16 protein-coding genes are annotated in these 17,185 nt (G+C 61.0%); 6 read left to right on the forward strand and 10 right to left on the reverse strand.

Annotated features, from left to right (window positions below; genetic code table 11):
* Positions 1–174 precede the first annotated feature (174 nt).
* Positions 175–1,581, forward strand: coding sequence for a membrane-bound lytic murein transglycosylase MltF (mltF, locus tag J2T60_RS06470; RefSeq protein ID WP_253447021.1), 1,407 nt, complete (start codon positions 175–177; stop codon positions 1,579–1,581).
* Positions 1,582–1,610: 29 nt separating this feature from the next.
* Here the strand turns inward: mltF and tadA are convergent, their stop codons facing one another.
* The 3 genes from tadA to guaB form a co-directional block, all read right to left on the reverse strand.
* Positions 1,611–2,078, reverse strand: coding sequence for a tRNA adenosine(34) deaminase TadA (gene tadA / locus J2T60_RS06475; RefSeq protein WP_301288315.1), 468 nt, complete (start codon positions 2,076–2,078; stop codon positions 1,611–1,613).
* A 30-nt stretch (positions 2,079–2,108) separates the two neighbouring features.
* Positions 2,109–3,683: a glutamine-hydrolyzing GMP synthase gene (gene guaA, locus J2T60_RS06480; protein ID WP_253447024.1), complete on the reverse strand. Its 1,575-nt coding sequence runs from the start codon at positions 3,681–3,683 to the stop codon at positions 2,109–2,111.
* 69 nt (positions 3,684–3,752) lie between these two features.
* Entirely contained in the window at positions 3,753–5,219 is a 1,467-nt protein-coding gene (gene guaB / locus J2T60_RS06485; RefSeq protein ID WP_253447670.1) for an IMP dehydrogenase, read from the reverse strand.
* Positions 5,220–5,382: 163 nt separating this feature from the next.
* Here guaB and xseA point away from each other — a divergent pair, with 163 nt between their 5' ends.
* Complete coding sequence (gene xseA / locus J2T60_RS06490; RefSeq protein WP_253447028.1) at positions 5,383–6,771, forward strand: exodeoxyribonuclease VII large subunit; 1,389 nt, start codon at positions 5,383–5,385, stop codon at positions 6,769–6,771.
* Entirely contained in the window at positions 6,771–7,643 is an 873-nt protein-coding gene (locus J2T60_RS06495; protein ID WP_253447031.1) for a peptidoglycan DD-metalloendopeptidase family protein, read from the forward strand. The genes xseA and J2T60_RS06495 overlap by 1 nt, the downstream gene beginning before the upstream one ends.
* A 9-nt stretch (positions 7,644–7,652) precedes the next feature.
* On the opposite strand, the gene J2T60_RS06500 is transcribed toward J2T60_RS06495, so the two are convergent.
* Genes J2T60_RS06500 through metX form a run of 4 tightly spaced genes read right to left on the reverse strand, consistent with a single transcriptional unit; the run spans position 7,653 to position 10,775 of the window.
* Positions 7,653–8,291 carry a hypothetical protein gene (locus J2T60_RS06500; protein ID WP_253447034.1) on the reverse strand — a complete coding sequence of 213 codons (639 nt, stop codon included), beginning with the start codon at positions 8,289–8,291 and terminating at the stop codon, positions 7,653–7,655.
* Between the two features lie 19 nt (positions 8,292–8,310).
* Positions 8,311–9,057 (reverse strand): CPBP family intramembrane glutamic endopeptidase, encoded by a 747-nt coding sequence (locus J2T60_RS06505; protein ID WP_253447037.1) that lies wholly within the window; start codon positions 9,055–9,057, stop codon positions 8,311–8,313.
* Positions 9,057–9,665 (reverse strand): cysteine dioxygenase family protein, encoded by a 609-nt coding sequence (locus J2T60_RS06510; protein WP_253447040.1) that lies wholly within the window; start codon positions 9,663–9,665, stop codon positions 9,057–9,059. The genes J2T60_RS06505 and J2T60_RS06510 overlap by 1 nt, the downstream gene beginning before the upstream one ends.
* Before the next feature lie 12 nt (positions 9,666–9,677).
* The gene (metX, locus tag J2T60_RS06515) at positions 9,678–10,775 is read right to left on the reverse strand and encodes a homoserine O-acetyltransferase MetX (protein WP_253447043.1); all 1,098 of its coding nucleotides are present in this window, start codon (positions 10,773–10,775) and stop codon (positions 9,678–9,680) included.
* Between the two features lie 350 nt (positions 10,776–11,125).
* Here metX and J2T60_RS06520 point away from each other — a divergent pair, with 350 nt between their 5' ends.
* From J2T60_RS06520 to J2T60_RS06530, 3 genes are all read left to right on the forward strand, one after another.
* Positions 11,126–11,683, forward strand: a complete 558-nt coding sequence (locus J2T60_RS06520) for a nicotinamidase (RefSeq protein ID WP_253447046.1) — start codon at positions 11,126–11,128, stop codon at positions 11,681–11,683.
* Between the two features lie 21 nt (positions 11,684–11,704).
* Complete coding sequence (locus J2T60_RS06525) at positions 11,705–13,075, forward strand: nicotinate phosphoribosyltransferase (protein WP_253447048.1); 1,371 nt, start codon at positions 11,705–11,707, stop codon at positions 13,073–13,075.
* A gap of 77 nt (positions 13,076–13,152) precedes the next feature.
* On the forward strand, positions 13,153–13,635 hold the full coding sequence (locus tag J2T60_RS06530) for an FKBP-type peptidyl-prolyl cis-trans isomerase (RefSeq protein WP_253447051.1): 483 nt from the start codon (positions 13,153–13,155) through the stop codon (positions 13,633–13,635).
* A 155-nt stretch (positions 13,636–13,790) separates the two neighbouring features.
* Here J2T60_RS06530 and J2T60_RS06535 read toward each other — a convergent pair whose 3' ends face one another.
* From J2T60_RS06535 to der, 3 genes are all read right to left on the reverse strand, one after another.
* Complete coding sequence (locus J2T60_RS06535) at positions 13,791–14,024, reverse strand: hypothetical protein (protein WP_253447053.1); 234 nt, start codon at positions 14,022–14,024, stop codon at positions 13,791–13,793.
* A gap of 37 nt (positions 14,025–14,061) precedes the next feature.
* Positions 14,062–15,672, reverse strand: coding sequence for a phytoene desaturase family protein (locus J2T60_RS06540; RefSeq protein WP_253447056.1), 1,611 nt, complete (start codon positions 15,670–15,672; stop codon positions 14,062–14,064).
* An 82-nt stretch (positions 15,673–15,754) separates the two neighbouring features.
* Entirely contained in the window at positions 15,755–17,152 is a 1,398-nt protein-coding gene (der, locus tag J2T60_RS06545; protein WP_253447059.1) for a ribosome biogenesis GTPase Der, read from the reverse strand.
* Positions 17,153–17,185 lie beyond the last annotated feature (33 nt).

Here is a 17,185-nt window from a genome sequence, read left to right on the forward strand (position 1 = left end):
ACTTGCCCTGGTCTAGATTGAAAAAGGGCCCAAACCCGCCGGATGGGGGGTTGTTCTTGCTACCAGAAGCCGTAGATTCTATCAGAGGCGACGGGCCTCCGCGAACCATGTCGGCGTTTTGGACGTGACGCGGTAGAATAATATGACATATGACACCGCTAGGAGAAGCGCTTGGTGCGGACACTGTTCACCATTGGTCTAGCCCTGCTATTGGGCACCTGCTCGTTGCCTCCATCGCTCTTGGAGCAGGTGCAGACTCGTGGGGAATTGCATGTACTCACCCGGAACAGCCCCACCACCTATTACATCGGGGCGGAAGGACCCACGGGGCTGGAATATGACCTGGCACAGCGCTTCGCGGATCACCTTGGCGTTGAATTGAGAATCGAAACGCCTGAAGGACTTGCTGCGCTGTTTGATGCGCTGGAAGACGACCAGGCCCATCTGGCCGCAGCCGGCCTTTCCCGAACTTCAGACCGGGAAAGCCGGGTCCGCTTCTCCAGGCCCTATCACGAAGTCACCCAGCAATTGGTCTATCGCTTTGGTGAGGAAGAGCCCCGGGACCTGAGCGACCTGGATGGTCGTTTGGCCGTAGTGGCAGGCAGCAGTCATGAGGCCACTCTGAAACATCTCTCAGAAGATTACCCCGGGCTGGACTGGGAATCGGTGGAGGGGGTGGAAAGCGAGGACCTGCTGATCCAGGTTGCCGAGCGGGAGCTTCGTTATACAGTGGCCGATTCCGTGGACTTGAAAATCAACCGCCGCTACCACCCGGAACTAAGATCTGCTTTCGATCTGGCGGAACCCGACGCCATCGCCTGGGCCTTTCCACCAAACCAGGATCGTTCCCTGCTCAATGCCGCCAATGCCTTTCTTGAGCGTCTGGAACAACGGGGCACACTGGCCCAGGTTCGGGACCGGCATTTCGGGCATACGGAACGATTCGACTATGTGGGCACGCGCATCTTCATGCGCCACATCAATAACCGCCTGCCCTCCTACCGCCATTTATTCGAGGAAGCGGCCCAGCGCAACGAGTTGGACTGGCGGCTACTGGCCGCTATCGGCTACCAGGAGTCTCACTGGAACCCTCAGGCCATCTCACCCACAGGGGTTCGGGGCATTATGATGCTGACCCAACGCACCGCCAGCGATCTTGGCGTGGAGAACCGAATTGACCCGGAGCAAAGCATCATGGGTGGTGCCCGCTATTTCCGTCAGGTCCGGGAACGCATCCCCGAACACATCCAGGAGCCGGACCGGACCTGGATGGCCTTGGCAGCCTATAACGTAGGTTTCTATCACGTCATGGATGCGCGCATTCTCACTGAACGCAAGGGCGGAAACCCGGACCGTTGGATGGATGTTCGTGAACATCTGCCCCTGCTCAGTCAACGTCAGTATTACACCCAGACCCGCTATGGCTATGCCCGAGGCCGGGAGCCGGTGATCTATGTGGGAAATATTCGCCGGTACTACGACATCCTGGAATGGATGATGCCGTTGGAGGACGACATGGAAAGCTTGGTGGAGACGAGACAGGGCGAGGAAGCTCAAGCGTCTGACGGGGCCGAGGACTAATCCGGTAAGCCCCCAGGAAAACCGGCTAGCTAAGAACCCCGGCGGCTTCGAAAGAAGGTGCGGAGCCGTTCTCCACACTCTTCGGCCAACACCCCACCGGTGACCTCGACCCGATGGTTGAGGCGGTCGGTTCCAAGGATATCGAACACACTGCCCGCTGCCCCCGTCTTGGGATCGGCAGCGCCGAATACCACGCGACCGATACGGGCATGAATGATGGCCCCGGCACACATGCCGCAAGGCTCCAGGGTTACATACAGAGTGGCGTCGGTCAGGCGATAGTTCTGCGCTCGAGCAGCTGCGGCCCTGAGAGCGGCAATCTCGGCATGGGCAGTGGGATCATGCAGGCTGATGGGGGCATTCCAGCCCTCCCCCAGCACTTCTCCCGATTTGACGATCACCGAACCCACTGGCACCTCCCCCGCCGCTTCAGCCTGATTGGCCAGCGACAGGGCATGTTGCATCCAGTGAACATCTTCTTCCCGTGCCTTGGTCAATGCGCTACCTCATTCCTTCAGCTCGCGCGCTTATTCCCACTCAATGGTGGCCGGTGGCTTGCCGGAGATATCGTAGGTCACCCGTGAGATGCCGCGAACTTCATTGATGATGCGGCGGGATACGTGGTCCAGGAAGTCATAGGGCAAATGGGCCCAGCGAGCGGTCATGAAATCAATGGTCTCAACTGCACGCAAGGCCACCACCCAGTCGTAGCGGCGGCCATCCCCCATCACTCCCACCGATCGAACCGGCAGGAAAACAGCGAAGGCCTGGCTGGTTTTGCCATAGAGCTCGTGATCCCAAAGCTCCTGAATGAAGATGGCATCGGCCTTGCGGAGGATATCCGCGTATTCCTTTTTCACTTCGCCCAGAATACGGACCCCAAGCCCCGGCCCGGGGAAGGGATGGCGATAGAGCATATCGTGAGGCAGTCCCAGCTCCACCCCCAGGCGGCGCACTTCGTCCTTGAACAATTCCCGCAGGGGCTCAATCAAACTGAGCTTCATGTGTTCCGGCAAGCCCCCAACATTGTGATGGGATTTAATCACCTGGGCCTTGCCCGTCTTGGAGCCGGCGGATTCGATCACATCCGGGTAGATAGTGCCTTGAGCCAGCCATTTGACGTTGTCGATCTTGCCGGCTTCCTCATCAAAGACCTCGATAAAGGTCCGGCCGATGAGCTTGCGCTTCTCCTCCGGGTCCTCAACGCCCTTGAGGGCGAAAAGGAAGCGATCTTCCGCATCCACACGAATCACATGCACGCCCATGTGTTCGGCAAAGGTGGCCATCACCTGATCGCCCTCGCCTTCCCTCAGCAATCCGGTATCCACGAAGACGCAGGTGAGTTGCTTACCGATAGCCTTGTGCAGCAAAGCCGCCACCACGGAGCTGTCCACCCCGCCGGACAGGCCCAGCAGCACATGATCGCTACCTACCTGCTCGCGGATCTGGCTCACTTGGGTCTCTACGATGTTATCGGGGCGCCAGTCAGCGGCACAGCCGGCAATATCGTGTAGGAAGCGTTCCAGAATCCGCCCTCCCTGGGGGGTATGAGTGACTTCCGGATGGAACTGGATGCCGTAGAAGCGTCTGGATTCATCGGCAATCACGGCGATGGGTGCATTGGCAGAGCTGCCCACCACGTCAAAACCCTCGGGCAGTTCGGCTACCCGGTCCCCATGGCTCATCCAGACATCCAGACTGGCAATGCCGCCCGATTCAACATGATCCTCAATGCCATCCAACAAACGGCTCTCACCGGTCAATCGAACCCGGGCATAGCCGAATTCCTGTTCATCGGAGGATTCCACCTGCCCGCCCAGCTGGGCGGCCATGGTCTGCATGCCGTAACAGATACCCAATACGGGCACGCCCAGCTCAAACACCACCTTGGGCGCCCGGACGGTATCCTGCTCGGTCACAGAGGCCGGCCCGCCGGACAGAATCACCGCGCTGGCACCAAAGTCCCGAATCGCCTCATCGCCCATCTCCGGATCATGAATCTCGCAATACACCCCCAATTCCCGGACGCGGCGACCGATCAACTGAGTGTACTGGGATCCGAAATCGAGGATCAGGACTCGATGGGCGTAGATATTGGTCATGCGCTTGGTTCCGTGCTTGGGAGAGAACAAACTGCCATTCAGCCACCGCAGGGACCGATCACTCGTGGATCAGTCCGTGCGGTAGTTGGGTGCTTCCTTGGTGATGGTCACATCATGGACATGGGATTCCTTGACCCCGGCCCCGGTGATCTTCACAAAGCGGGGCTTGGTGCGCATTTCTTCAATATTGGCGCAGCCGGTATAGCCCATGCTGGCACGAACCCCGCCCATGAGCTGATGGACGATGGCGGCCAGGGGGCCCTTGTAGGGCACGCGGCCTTCAATCCCTTCCGGTACCAGCTTTTCCACCTCGTCGGTCTTGTCCTGGAAATAGCGGTCGGAGGAACCGTGTCGGGCGGACATGGCTCCCATGGAACCCATGCCCCGATAGGCCTTGTAGGAACGGCCGTGGTACAGCTCCACTTCGCCGGGGGATTCCTCGGTGCCGGCAAACAGGCCGCCGATCATAATGCTGTGGGCACCGGCCACCAGGGCCTTGGACAGATCACCGGAGAAACGAACCCCGCCATCGGCAATCAGGGGCACCCCCGTACCTTCCAGGGCCTCGGCCACATTGGCCACGGCGGTGACCTGGGGCACGCCAACGCCGGCCACCACGCGGGTGGTGCAAATGGAGCCGGGACCGATCCCCACCTTGACTGCGTCGGCACCGGCATCCACCAATGCCCTGGCCGCCTCGCCGGTAACGATGTTGCCACCGATCACCTGAACCTCGGGGTGGGCCTTTTTGATGCTGGCCACCCGATCCAGAACGCCCTTGCTATGACCATGGGAGGTGTCCACCACGATCACGTCCACGCCAGCGACCACCAGGCGCTCTACCCGCTCATCGGTATCGCCGCCGGTACCGACAGCGGCCGCCACTCGGAGACGACCCTGATCGTCCTTGCAGGCGTAGGGATAATCGGTGGCCTTCTGGATGTCCTTGACCGTGATCATGCCCCGCAACGCGAAGTCATCATTGACCACCAGCACCTTTTCGATGCGGAAGGAATGGAGTTTCTCCAGGATCTCTTCCCGTTCCGCGCCCTCGGGCACGGTCACCAGCTTATTCTTGCCGGTCATGATGGAAGAAACCGGGGCATCGTAATGGGTCTCAAAACGCAGATCCCGGCTGGTGACAATCCCCACCAACTCTTCGCCATCCACCACCGGCACACCGGAAATCCCGTGTCGGCGGGTCAGCTCCATCACATCCCGGATACTACGATCCGGGGTCACAGTAATGGGATCCTTGATGACACCGCTTTCGTATTTCTTGACGAAACGGACTTCCGCCGCCTGGGCCTCGGGCGGCATGCTTTTGTGCACCACGCCGATGCCACCCTCCTGGGCCAGGGCGATGGCCAGACGGCCTTCGGTGACCGTATCCATGGCCGCCGATACCACCGGAATATTGAGGGTGATATCCCGGGTGAAACGGGTGCTGAGATCCACTTGATGGGGCAGCACTTCTGAATGCGCAGGCAGCAGGAGAACGTCGTCGTAGGTAAGGGCTTCTTCGGCAATGCGAATCGACATGGGTATCTGTCCCGGACCGTGTGTCGATGGCGCCGACGGATGAACCGTCAGCGAGGGAGTTAATCGAGTAATTATACGGGGCCAGCGTATTCGCGTAAAGCTGGCCGCCAAGCCGCGCGACTCGTCGACACGCCGGCGCCCGTGTAGAATTGATCGGATGACTCAAACACCCGTCACGACCCCGGATTCCGCTGATATCTGGACCGTTTCCCGCCTGAACCGGGAGGCGCGCTTTGCCCTGGAGCAGGGTTTTCCGGCCCTCTGGATCGAGGGGGAAATCTCCAATCTGGCCCGGCCCGCTTCGGGGCATATGTATTTCTCCCTCAAGGACGACAAGGCCCAGGTTCGTTGCGCCATGTTCCGCCCCCAGCAGCGTAGCGTGCGTTTTCGCCCAGAAAACGGCGAAAAGGTGTTGGTTCGGGCCCGGGTGGGACTGTATGAAGTGCGCGGGGAGTTCCAGCTCAAGGTCGAGCATATGGAGCCCGCCGGCGAAGGGGAGCTGCAGCGGGCTTTCGAAGCCCTCAAGCAGAAACTGGCCGCCGAAGGGCTGTTCGATGAGACCATCAAGCGCCCCCTCCCGGCCATGCCACGCACCATCGGTGTCATCACCTCCCCCACCGGCGCCGCCATCCGGGATATTCTCACCACCCTGAAACGGCGTTTCCCACTGGCCCGGGTGATCATCTATCCCGTTCCCGTGCAGGGGGAAGGGGCTGCTGCACGGATTGCCGATATGCTGACCCTGGCCGGGGCCCGGGCCGAAAGCGATGTACTGATTCTTGCCCGCGGCGGGGGCTCACTGGAGGATCTTTGGTCCTTCAATGAGGAGATCGTTGCCCGGGCAGTGCGGGCCTGTCCGATCCCCGTGGTCTGCGGCGTGGGGCACGAAGTGGATTTCACCATCGCGGATTTTGCCGCCGATTACCGGGCCCCGACCCCCACCGGAGCAGCCGAAGCGGTCACACCGGACAGCCGCGAGTGGCTTAGCGCGCTTCGGCAGCGCCAACAGCGCCTGACGCGGGCCATACAACTTCACCTCCGCCAGGGCGGCGAACGCCATCGGGACCTGGACCGGCGCCTGCAGTTGCGCCACCCGGGACAACAACTCCAGCAGCAGAGCCAGCGCCTGGATGAACTGGCCTTGCGAGCCGGTAGAGTCCTGCAGCAGACCCTGAAACGCTCGGAACAGCGCCTCGGACACCTTCGCACCCGGCTACACGCGGCCAGCCCGGCCTTGCGGCTTGGCCGCGCCGCGCAAAGCCTGCTGGACCTGGACCGTCGCCTCAGGCGAGCGGTGTCCGAGACCATGCAGCGCCGCCGGGAAAGACTCTCAGCCACGGTTCGGGCGCTGAATACCGTCAGCCCGCTGGCGACGCTGGAGCGAGGCTATGCCATTGTGGAACGCCCCGAGGGCGGTATTATTAGACGGGCCGATGAATTGATGGCCGGCGATGAAATCCAGGCACGACTCGGCTCAGGCCGAATCAGTGCCCATGTCATCGAAGTGGACACCGACACCAACCCCGAACAAGGGAAGGATCAATAATGCGCAGCGCCCCCGTTCTGTTTGTCGTTTCACTCTTATTCCTGTTTACCCTGCCGACCCTGGCACTGGCGGACGATCAGGCACTCCCGCGACATAACCCGGTGCCGGGCGGTGTGGCAGTGATCGAGCTGCCGGAAAGTGATCAACGTCCTGCTGTCCGCTACCGGGAGCGGTCTGCATTGGTGGTACCCAGCGGGGGGCGTTACCAAGCGGTACTGGGCATTCCCTTGAGCGCCTCCACTGGCCAGCATGAGTACCAATTCAGCCTGGGTGACGATGACTGGCAGACTGACACGTTTCATGTTTCGGACAAGGAATACGCTGAATCCCGCATCACCATCGAAGATGAAAGCATGGTGACGCCGGATGAAGAAGCGATGAAACGGATCAACCAGGAACGGCCCCGAATTCGCCAAGCCCTGTCCCAGCACACGGACAAGGACGATGTTCCCTTGAGTTTCATCCTGCCCGTGGAGGACGTGGAAACCAGTCCCTTTGGGCGCAAGCGCTTCATCAACGACCAGCCCCGTAACCCCCATGGCGGCATCGATATCCGGGGGGCTACGGGTACCCCTATCGTGGCCCCCGGACCGGGCACGGTCATCGAGACGGGTGACTATTACTTCAACGGAAAAACCGTGTTTCTGGATCACGGCCAGGGGCTGGTCTCCATGTTCTGTCACATGGATGAGATCGAAGTCTCGGTAGGAGATGAATTAGAGCCAGGCGATCGAGTGGGCACGGTGGGCATGACGGGCCGAGTCACCGGCCCCCATCTGCACTGGTCGGTCTCCCTGGGCAACACCATGGTCAACCCGCGCTACTTCCTGGAAGACGAATCCCCGCTGGATGCCAGCGGGGATGATGAATAAGGCGGTCGGTCAGTCCTCGCTGTCGGTGGCGAGAAACAGGGCGAACCAGCCAGCATCAAGGTTGATGATGGCATAGGCGATATCGTATTCGCCGTCGCAGAACCAGCAGGAAAAGCCCGGGTCCAGACCGAAGAGGAACAGGTCCTCCTTCGGGGTGTCATCAAGCAGGGCTTCAAGATACTGCTCGGTGAGCTGCTGGGCCTGTCCCGCATCCAGCCCATCCCCCAGAACACCGCCATCCCGCAAGGCGCGGAATAGGGCGTCGCCGAATTGCTGAGTGGTCTCCGGCCAGATACGGGCATCCGCCAGCCAGGCAATGGAACAGCCGGCCACATCCGGGGGCAAATCCTGGGTATCGGCCAGGCTCCAGAGCAGGCTCACTACCGTCTCCGGGCCCGGGTCCTCGCTGTCATCGTCTTCCTCTGAATCGTCCAGCTCCCAGGCCTGGAAGACAACTCCGCCAGTCACCCAGCTGCGACGCAACTGTCGGTGAACATTTTCCAGTGTCTGACGTGCCGGGGAGGGCATGGCCATGGGATCTCCGGCGGCCAGATCCACTTCGTCGATGGCATCATCCTCAACGATCAGGGTATCGCTGGGTTCGGAATGAAAACGTTCGCTGAACTGTTCTACGGACCAGTAGGCCATCTTGCCGCTCCTTCGCCGATCAAGGCCGGCTTGCGAGGAAAACTCCAGTGCCCATCATGGCCAAAGCTGGAAGGATCGTCCATAAGGGTAGGACTTCGGGAAATCCCAGTATATCCATCAGCATGGCACTGCCGTTGTATGCGGCATGAAGCACAATGGCGGGCCAGATGCTACCCAGGCGCAATACCGTCAAGGCACAAATCAAACCGAGCACGGCGGTAATGCTGAAATGGGCTGGATGCAGATGCAGGATAGCAAACATTGCCGTGGAAAGGGCGACAGCCAGCCATTGAGGGTAGCTGGCCAACAGCCCACTGAGTACGGCCCCCCGAAACAGCAATTCCTCCGCCACCGGCGCCAGGACAACAATCACCAGCAGCAGGGTCAAGGCCCCCAGGCGCACCTCGGCTTCACCCAGCACCTGCTGAACCTCACGGGCATAGTCGGCAGCCTCCCCTAAACTGTAGAGATGGGCCAGGGTGGCAGCGATGAATCCGCTCAGGCCAATTCCGAGAAAAAGTCCGGCAGCCATGGCCCGGGGACCGGGCCAATTGAGTCTCAAGGTGGTGCGAAAAGACAGGGCCGCCAGACTCAGCACCGCGAGAATGGCCAGCAGGCTGGCCCACTGCATGGCACTGATCCGCAGCAGGGCCGACAACCAGCCATCCGTCCAGTCGCTGAAGAGAAAGAACAGCACGGCCAGCAGCAGCATCAGAAAATAACTGGCCGCGGCATGAAGAGGCTGTGGCCCGCGGGGATCCAGCATCAGCCGTCGTAATGCAGGCTGCGCACTTCCGGGCGATACCAGTCGCCGTTCTCAGGATGGAAAATGGTGCAGCGGGTCATCTCCCCGCCATAGATATGCAGGGTCACCGCCACATCATCTTCGCTGTCATTGAGGATGCGGTGATGCTCATGAGGTGGAATCAGGCATCCGGCACCCCCCACCTCGGAGGTCATCACCTCTTCCAGACGGAATCGCTCCAGACCGGCGCGGGACTCCCGATGGGCGAACTGTTCAATACGAATCCGGCCATGGCACACCCCTTCCACACACCACAGACCGGAGTGATCGTGAAGCGGTGTCCCCTGCCCCACACCCCAGGTCATGGCCACAATGCTGAAAGCATCCTCCGGGTCACGATAGACCAGACGGCGGGCATAGTGATCTTCCTCGGCATGCAGAAAGGCATCGGGCAGCTGAAATTGGCGGCTGGAAATGAGTTTACAAAGGCCTTGCTTGACCCCTTCGGCAATATCATCCGGCGATGGCCGCTTGGCAGCAGCCTCCACCGTCTCAATCAAACGCCGGGCACCGGGAAAATCGAACTCGCTCTGGATGGTCTTGCCATCAAAGGCATATTCAGTGGACATGATCACTCCCCATCAGAGGGTTTGCAGATACTCGGCAATCACCGGCCCGAATCGTTCCCCATCCACCAAAAAGGCATCGTGACCCTGGATGGAAGGCAGATCAAAATAAGCAGTACTGATTCCCGATCCTTCCAGGCGTTGAGCCAGCTCCTTTTGCTGGTGCTGGGGAAAGAGAATATCACTATCAACCCCCACCACCGCCGCGGAGTCCAGATAGGACAAGGCGGCGAAGGGGTCTGCTCCCGATCCTGCATGATCGTCCACGTCAAACAGATCCATGGCTCGAGAGAGATAAATGTAGCAGTTGGGATCAAACCCGCCCACAAAGCGATCCGCCTGGGCCTCCAGATAAGACTCGATCTGAAAACGGGGCCCGAAGCCAGGGTCCGGTTCGGCCAGCTGCTCACGGCCAAAGCGCTCCGCCCATTCTTCCGGGGAGCGGTAGGAAATCATGCCCAGCTTGCGAGCCTGTCGCATACCGGTGACCGGCGGGGCATCCACCGGATATTCACCCCCCTGCCAGGCAGGATCGTTGCGAATCATCTCCCGCTGCAGGGAGCGCACGGCAATGGCAAAGGGCAAGGCCCGGGGCGCGGACGAGATACTCAGCAAATGCCGGGCCCTGCCGGGATAGCGGAGCAGGAAGGCCAGCGCCGTCATCCCTCCCAGGGAAGGACCGATCACGCCATGGATCCGGGAAAAGCCCAGATCATCCAGGGCCTGAGCGGCGGCCCCGGCGATGTCCTCCACCCGCAGTTCCGGAAAGTCCAGGCGCCAGCGGTGGCCCGTGACCGGGTTCTCGCTGGCCGGGCCAGTTGAGCCGAAACAACTGCCCAGGGAGTTGAAACAGATCACATGGAAACGGCGGGTATCAATGGGGCGACCGGGCCCGATCATGGCTTCCCACCAGCCCGGCTCCGGATCAGCCGCCGAAGAAGCCGCATGGGCGCTGGGAGACAGGCCGGTAAACAGCAACAAGGTATTCTCGCCGTTATTGCGGGGCTCACCCCAGCTTTCATAGACCAGCCGCACGCCTGTCAGGCGGTCTCCGCACCAAGTGGTCAATGGTTGGGAAAGATCAATAATCTTGGAGGCTGGCAGCTTGTTCACGGGCTATGGCTCAGTCCTGAACAGAATGACAAATGGCATATGGGCCGGTGATGACAGCCGCCGTCACCTGGCCAACAAGCTGGCGCCGACACCGCAATCACCCCCATTTCGATCACCACATTGTCCGTGAACCCCGCTCATATTGCCAGCCCGGCACCGTCTTCCAATCACATTGACCCCGACATCTTACCGCCAATAGACGACGTGCCCCATAAGCCACGGAAGACGACTACTCTAAAGGTAGTGGCCCGGCGATACGCCCCTTGAATCAGCACGATATCGTCCCGAGGGTCACAGTAGACCGCGCCATAGGGCCCGTTTCCTGCGGTGACCTGACAGGAGGTGTCACCATGACCATTGAATTCAAAAAAGGCGATGCGCTGCTCATTGTGGATGTTCAGAATGACTTTTGCCCGGGTGGTGCCCTGGAAGTGCCCGATGGCGACACGGTTATTGCGCCCCTGAATCAAGCCATCGAGGCAGCCAGGCAGACGGACACCCCGGTGATCGCCTCGCGGGACTGGCATCCCGAGGGGCATTGCAGCTTCGAGGCCCAGGGCGGTCCGTGGCCGGAGCATTGTGTTCAGGACAGCTTCGGTGCCGCCTTTCATCCGGATCTGCGCCTGCCCGCCGATGTGGAAATCATCTCCAAGGGCCAGTCCCTGGATCGGGATCAGTATTCAGCCCTGGACGACACCGGCCTGGGGCAACAGCTCCGGAATCGCGGGATCAAGCGCTTGTGGATTGGCGGGCTGGCGCAAGACGTCTGCGTCCACGCCACGGTTCTGGATGCTCTGTCCCAGGGTTTCGAGGTGAAATTGCTGGCCTCGGCGACCCGTCCCGTCGACCCCGACAAAGGGGACGCCGTTATGGACGAGATGCGGGAGAAGGGCGCAGAAACAGTCTAAACAAACGCCGAGGAGCAGAAAATGGCATCCACCGGAGTGATTCCGGGCAGGCAGCCATCGTGGCTGTTAACCGACCTTTATCAGCTGAGCATGAGCTCGGTTTACCATGCCGAAGACATGGACCGGGAAGCCGTGTTTGAGCTCTTCTTTCGGGCCCTGCCCTCATCACGGAACTTCGTCCTCGCGGTAGGTCAACAGGACTGCCTGGAAGCCATGAGCCGGTTTCAGTTCGGCGCGGACGAGATTGACTGGCTTCGGAGTCTGGAGCGTTTCCCGGAGGACTTCCTTCAGATGCTCTCCCGGCTTCGTTTCACCGGGGATGTTTATGCTGTGCCCGAGGGCAGTGTGGTCTTTCCATTTGAGCCGGTCATCCAGATTCGAGCCCCCTTGATCCAGGCCCAGCTGATGGAAACCCTGTTGCTGAATCGGATCCATGCCCAGAGCGTGATCGCCAGCAAGGCCGCCCGCATCATCCTGTCCGCCGGCGACCGCCCGGTGATGGATTTCGGCGCCCGCAAGGCCCAGGGCGGAGAAGCGGCTCTGAATCTGGCCAAATGCAGCTGGATTGCGGGTGCATCAGGCACCTCCAACATGGAGGCCGGCCACTACCTGGACATCCCGGTGGTGGGCACCATGGCCCACAGTTTCATCCAGACCTTCGAGGACGAAAGCGAGGCATTCCGCCGCTTTTCCAAACATTGGCCGGAAACCACCCTGCTGGTGGATACCTGGGATACGCTGCGCGGCGTTGACCGGGTCATTGATCTTATCCGCGAGAGTGATGGCACATCCGCCCCGGTCTCGGCCATACGCCTGGATTCCGGTGATTTGCTGACACTCTCCATACAGGCGCGTCAAAAACTGGATGAAGCCGGACTTGATCACATCAAGATCGTGGTCTCCTCTTCCATCAATGAATACCGGATTCGTGCCTTGCTTGAGCAGGGCGCGCCCATCGACGCCTTCGGCGTGGGAACGGAATGGGCCACCGTACCCGATGCACCAACCCTGGATTTCGCCTACAAGCTGTCGGAATTCGATGGCCTGCCCCGCATGAAGGCCTCCACCGACAAGGTCACCTGGCCCGGCGCCAAACAAGTCTGGCGCCACTGGCGTGGACGCCGTATGACCCGGGATCTGATTGGGGGTCACGACGAAACGGTCCCAGAGGGGGCAACGGCCTTGCTCAGGCCCGTCATGGAAAGCGGGGACCTACTGCCCGGCGCCGTAAACAGCCTCAATCAGGTCCGGGAACACGCCCGCCAGGAGCTGGCCGCCTTGCCCGAGACCCTGCAAAACATTGAACCAGCCGAACCCTACCCCGTCTCAGTGAGTCCAGCCCTGGAAGAGGCCCGGCGCCAGATTCAGGCCCGCTTTATGGACGAACGGTAGCAGCAGCGCTTTACGTGGGCTGGCCCGGGATGTCACGCTTACGCCCCTTTTTTCGCGGAAAAGTCCAAGAGGTTTTAATGGAAGTCGCCAACAAGCGTGTGGTCGAGATCGATTACACCCTGAAAGACAATGAAGGCAATGTACTGGACAGCTCCGAAGGTCGTGAGCCCTTGGCCTTCATTCAGGGTACCCAGTCCATCATTCCCGGCCTGGAGCAAGGCATTGAAGGCTGGGAAGAAGGCCAGAGCGGTGCGGTGGAAGTCGCACCGGAAGATGGCTACGGTGAGCACAATGACGAGCTCAAGCAGGAAGTGCCGAAAGACGTGTTCCAGGCCGATTCTGAAATCGAGCCGGGCATGCGCTTCCAGGCGGTTGGCGAAGGCGGTCAGACCCAGATCATCACGGTGGTCAAGGTCGAGGACGACAAGGTCCTGATCGATGCCAACCATCCCCTGGCCGGCCAAACCCTGCACTTTGACGTGAAGATCGCCGGTGTGCGTGATGCCACCGACGATGAGCTGGAAGCTGGTCAGCCAGCGGGTGCCGACGAAGAGCAGTAAGTCGCGCAGCCTGTCAGGCTTTACCAAGCCCCCGTTGGCCACAAGGCCTCCGGGGGCTTTTTTGTGGTGTTTACAGGCTATAGTGGATCGCTGCCCGAGGCTTTCGACCTGAGCGACTCGAACGAAGGTAAAGCCAGCTCACACCTCCACTGTTTTCAGCCTGGAGGATCGAGTGCGGGCTGGGCTTCGGCCAGTCTGTCCAGAAGGTCCTGGTCGCTGAGGCCGTCGATTTCGGCGTCCGCGTCCATGGCGTTGTCGGCGTAGATGTAGGATTTCATCACCCGGCTGCCGCGGCATTCGCAGAACAGGATGACCATCGCCCCGTAGGATTCATGACCCCGGGCAATGTCCCAGCGGACCCCTGATTCATCGGTAATCCGGCGTAGCATAATACCCTCTCCCTACGTCTGGACGATGCGCCCGCATTCAGTGACGGCGCCAGAAGCGCCGATGATCGCGAATGATCTCCCGGGCCGCATTATGCCCCGGCGCGCCGGTCACACCCCCGCCGGGGTGGGCACCGGAACCACAATGATACAGCCCCGCCACCGGACCTCGATAATCGCCATGGCCCAGTACGGGCCGGGCGGAATACAACTGATCCAGCTGTAGGGCACCGTGGAAGATGTCTCCGCCCACCAGGCCGAAACGCTGTTCCAGATCGGCGGGTGACAGGGCCAACTGGCCCAGGATGCTGTCACGGAAATTGGGTGCGAAATAATTCACCGTATCAATAACCGCATCGGCGGCCCGCTGGCGGGTTGCGTCATTCCAGCCCTCCCCCGGCGGCCCCTCGGGGGCAAAATGCTGGCAGAAGAGACTGGCCACATGCCGGCCCGCCGGGGCCAGACTGTCGTCCAGGGTGCTGGGAATCAGCATCTCCACCACCGGCCTGCGGGCAATCCCTTCTCGCCGGGCATCCAGCCAGGCCTGGTCCATATAGGCCAGCGAGGGGGCCATTACGATGCCGGCGCTCAGATGCGGGCCCGGATCCGGCCTTGCCTCGAAACGCGGCAGCTCGGACAGGGCCACATTCATGCGGAAGGTACCCGAGGCGCAGCGAAAGCCCTCGATACGGTGACGAAAATCTTCGGGCAGATCGGAGGGCGCCATCATCTCCAGGTACAGCAGCTTGGGCCCTACATTGGCCGCCACCCGCCGGGCCGGGAAGAAGCGCCCGTCCTCAAGGGCAACGCCCTTCACACGGCCCTGTTCCACCGCCACCTGCTTTACCGGAGCCTGGGTTTCGATACGAACCCCCAATGCCTCCGCCTCCCGGGCCATGGCCTGGGTAATCGCCCCCATCCCGCCAATGGCATGACCCCAGGCACCAGGCTTGCCGTTCACTTCCCCAAAAACATGATGCAACAGAACATAGGCCGAGCCGGGCGTATCGGGACTGGCGTAATTGCCCACGATGCTGTCGAAGCCCAGCAAGGCCTTGATGGGCTCGGATTCAAACCATTGATCCAGAATGTCCCGGGCACTGCGGGTAAAGAGTGAAAGCAGGTCCCGCCGGGCGGCTTCCGGCATCTTTGCCAACATGCGCCCATCCCGGATGGCGGCCAGCAAATCGGCCATCCCGCCGCCCACATTCGGCGGCGTTTTGAGCACCATTTCTTTAAGGGCACCGGCGGCCTGATCCAGCATGGCTTCGAAGGCCGGCAGTTGCTCGGCATCCCTGGCTGAAAAACGCGCCACTTCCCGTCGAGTGTCATCCGCCCCGGGACCGGCTGTCAGGCTATCGCCGTTTTCCAGGGGCAAAAAATTGTTCACCGGCCGCTCCACGATCTTAAGACCGTGTTCATGCAAGTGCAGATCGCGAATAACCTTGGGGTTGAGCAGGCTGACGGTATAGCTGGCGGTGGAATTGCGAAAGCCGGGATGGAATTCCTCGGTCACCGCCGCCCCGCCCACAAGCGAACGACGCTCCAGGACACGGACCTTGAGTCCGGCCCGGGCCAGATAGCAGGCGCAGGCAAGACCATTGTGACCGGCACCGATGATCACCACATCGTCGATGTTTACCTTGGGCATAGCCGCCTCTGACCGCAAATGAGGATTTGCATGGTATCAAGCACCATTCCCTGGCGGGGCCAATCACCGCCAGGCGGGAAAGTCACTTGCCCTTGCTATGGCGTTTCAGGCGCTTGCGTTTCTGGAGCTGGCGATCCGTAAGCTGGTTGCGCTTGCCCTTGAAGGGGTTATCCGTGGTCCGGAACTCGATTTCCACCGGCGTGCCCTGGAGGTCAAAGGTCTGGCGGAAATAGTTTTCCAGGTAGCGGCGATAGGCCCGGGGGGTGCGTTCGGTCTGATTGCCGTGGATCACAATCCGGGGCGGGTTTTTGCCACCCTGGTGGGCATAACGCAGTTTGATTCGGTGGCTGCGGGTCACGGGGGGCGCATGGCGGCTAATGGCATCTTCCAGGGCGCGGGTGAGCACCGGGGTGGGCATATCCCGGTTGGCCGCTTCCCAGGCTTCGTCCACCGACCCCAGCAACTCTCCCACGCCGGTGCCATGCACCGCCGAGATGAAATGCTGTTTGGCAAATCCGAGGAAGGGCAGTTTTAGATCAATCTCGGCCTTGGTGCGCTGGCGACGTTCCGGACTCAGACCATCCCACTTGTTAACAGCCACCACCATGGCCCGTCCGGCCTGCAGGGCCAGCCCCATGATGGAAGCATCCTGGTCGGTCACCCCTTCCGAACCATCCACCAGGGCCACCACCACATTGGCGTCCTCAATGGCCTGCAAGGTTTTGACCACACTGAGCTTTTCAATGTGTTCGCTGACCTTGGCGCGGCGCCGGACACCGGCGGTATCCACCAGCACATAATCCCGGCCTTCCCGGGAAAAGGGGACTCGCACCGAGTCCCGGGTGGTTCCCGGCTCGTCGGAGGCCACCATGCGCTCATCCCCAAGCCAGCGGTTGATGAGCGTGGATTTGCCCACATTGGGTCGACCAATGACCGCGACCCGGACACCCGCCTCACTGTAATCCGACGCCGCATCATGGGCTTCGGCATGGGGCACATGGGACAGGGCCTGCTCGATCAGGGGAATAATGCCACGCCCCTTGTAGGCGGAGATGGCCTGGGGTTCGCCCAGGGCCAGGGCATGAAATTCCGCCGTCACCGATTCCCGAGCCTGGCCTTCGGATTTATTGACCGCGAGAATGATCGGCTTTTTCTGGCGGCGAAAGGCGTGGGCCAGGGTTTCGTCGGCCGGGGTCATTCCCTGCTGCCCATCCACCACGAAAATAGCCACATCGGCCTCTTCCAGGGCCCGCAGGCTTTGCTGCTCCATGAGGGTTTCCACCGGCCGCTCGGATTCCCCGATGCCTCCGGTATCGATAACCACATAAGGGCCGGGGCCCGCCCGGCCGATGCCGTATTGTCGATCCCGGGTCAGACCCGGGGTATCGGCCACCAGGGCATCCCGGCTACGGGTCAACTGATTGAACAGGGTCGACTTGCCGACATTGGGCCGCCCGAGCAGGGCAATGACTGGCAACATGGGCAAGATTCTCTTTATTCAGGGCGCTGAAAC

Origin of the sequence: Natronospira proteinivora (assembly GCF_024170465.1) — a bacterium.
Classification (GTDB): domain Bacteria; phylum Pseudomonadota; class Gammaproteobacteria; order Natronospirales; family Natronospiraceae; genus Natronospira; species Natronospira proteinivora.

Coding starts and splice junctions, on each gene's coding strand:
- J2T60_RS06500 (WP_253447034.1), bottom strand. CDS start 8,291: ATGGCCTACTGGTCCGTAGAACAGTTCAGCGAACGTTTTCATTCCGAA.
- J2T60_RS06525 (WP_253447048.1), top strand. CDS start 11,705: ATGGCATCCACCGGAGTGATTCCGGGCAGGCAGCCATCGTGGCTGTTA.
- J2T60_RS06530 (WP_253447051.1), top strand. CDS start 13,153: ATGGAAGTCGCCAACAAGCGTGTGGTCGAGATCGATTACACCCTGAAA.
- xseA (WP_253447028.1), top strand. CDS start 5,383: ATGACTCAAACACCCGTCACGACCCCGGATTCCGCTGATATCTGGACC.
- guaA (WP_253447024.1), bottom strand. CDS start 3,683: ATGACCAATATCTACGCCCATCGAGTCCTGATCCTCGATTTCGGATCC.
- der (WP_253447059.1), bottom strand. CDS start 17,152: ATGTTGCCAGTCATTGCCCTGCTCGGGCGGCCCAATGTCGGCAAGTCG.
- J2T60_RS06505 (WP_253447037.1), bottom strand. CDS start 9,057: ATGCTGGATCCCCGCGGGCCACAGCCTCTTCATGCCGCGGCCAGTTAT.
- J2T60_RS06510 (WP_253447040.1), bottom strand. CDS start 9,665: ATGTCCACTGAATATGCCTTTGATGGCAAGACCATCCAGAGCGAGTTC.
- J2T60_RS06520 (WP_253447046.1), top strand. CDS start 11,126: ATGACCATTGAATTCAAAAAAGGCGATGCGCTGCTCATTGTGGATGTT.
- J2T60_RS06535 (WP_253447053.1), bottom strand. CDS start 14,024: ATGCTACGCCGGATTACCGATGAATCAGGGGTCCGCTGGGACATTGCC.
- J2T60_RS06540 (WP_253447056.1), bottom strand. CDS start 15,672: ATGCCCAAGGTAAACATCGACGATGTGGTGATCATCGGTGCCGGTCAC.
- J2T60_RS06495 (WP_253447031.1), top strand. CDS start 6,771: ATGCGCAGCGCCCCCGTTCTGTTTGTCGTTTCACTCTTATTCCTGTTT.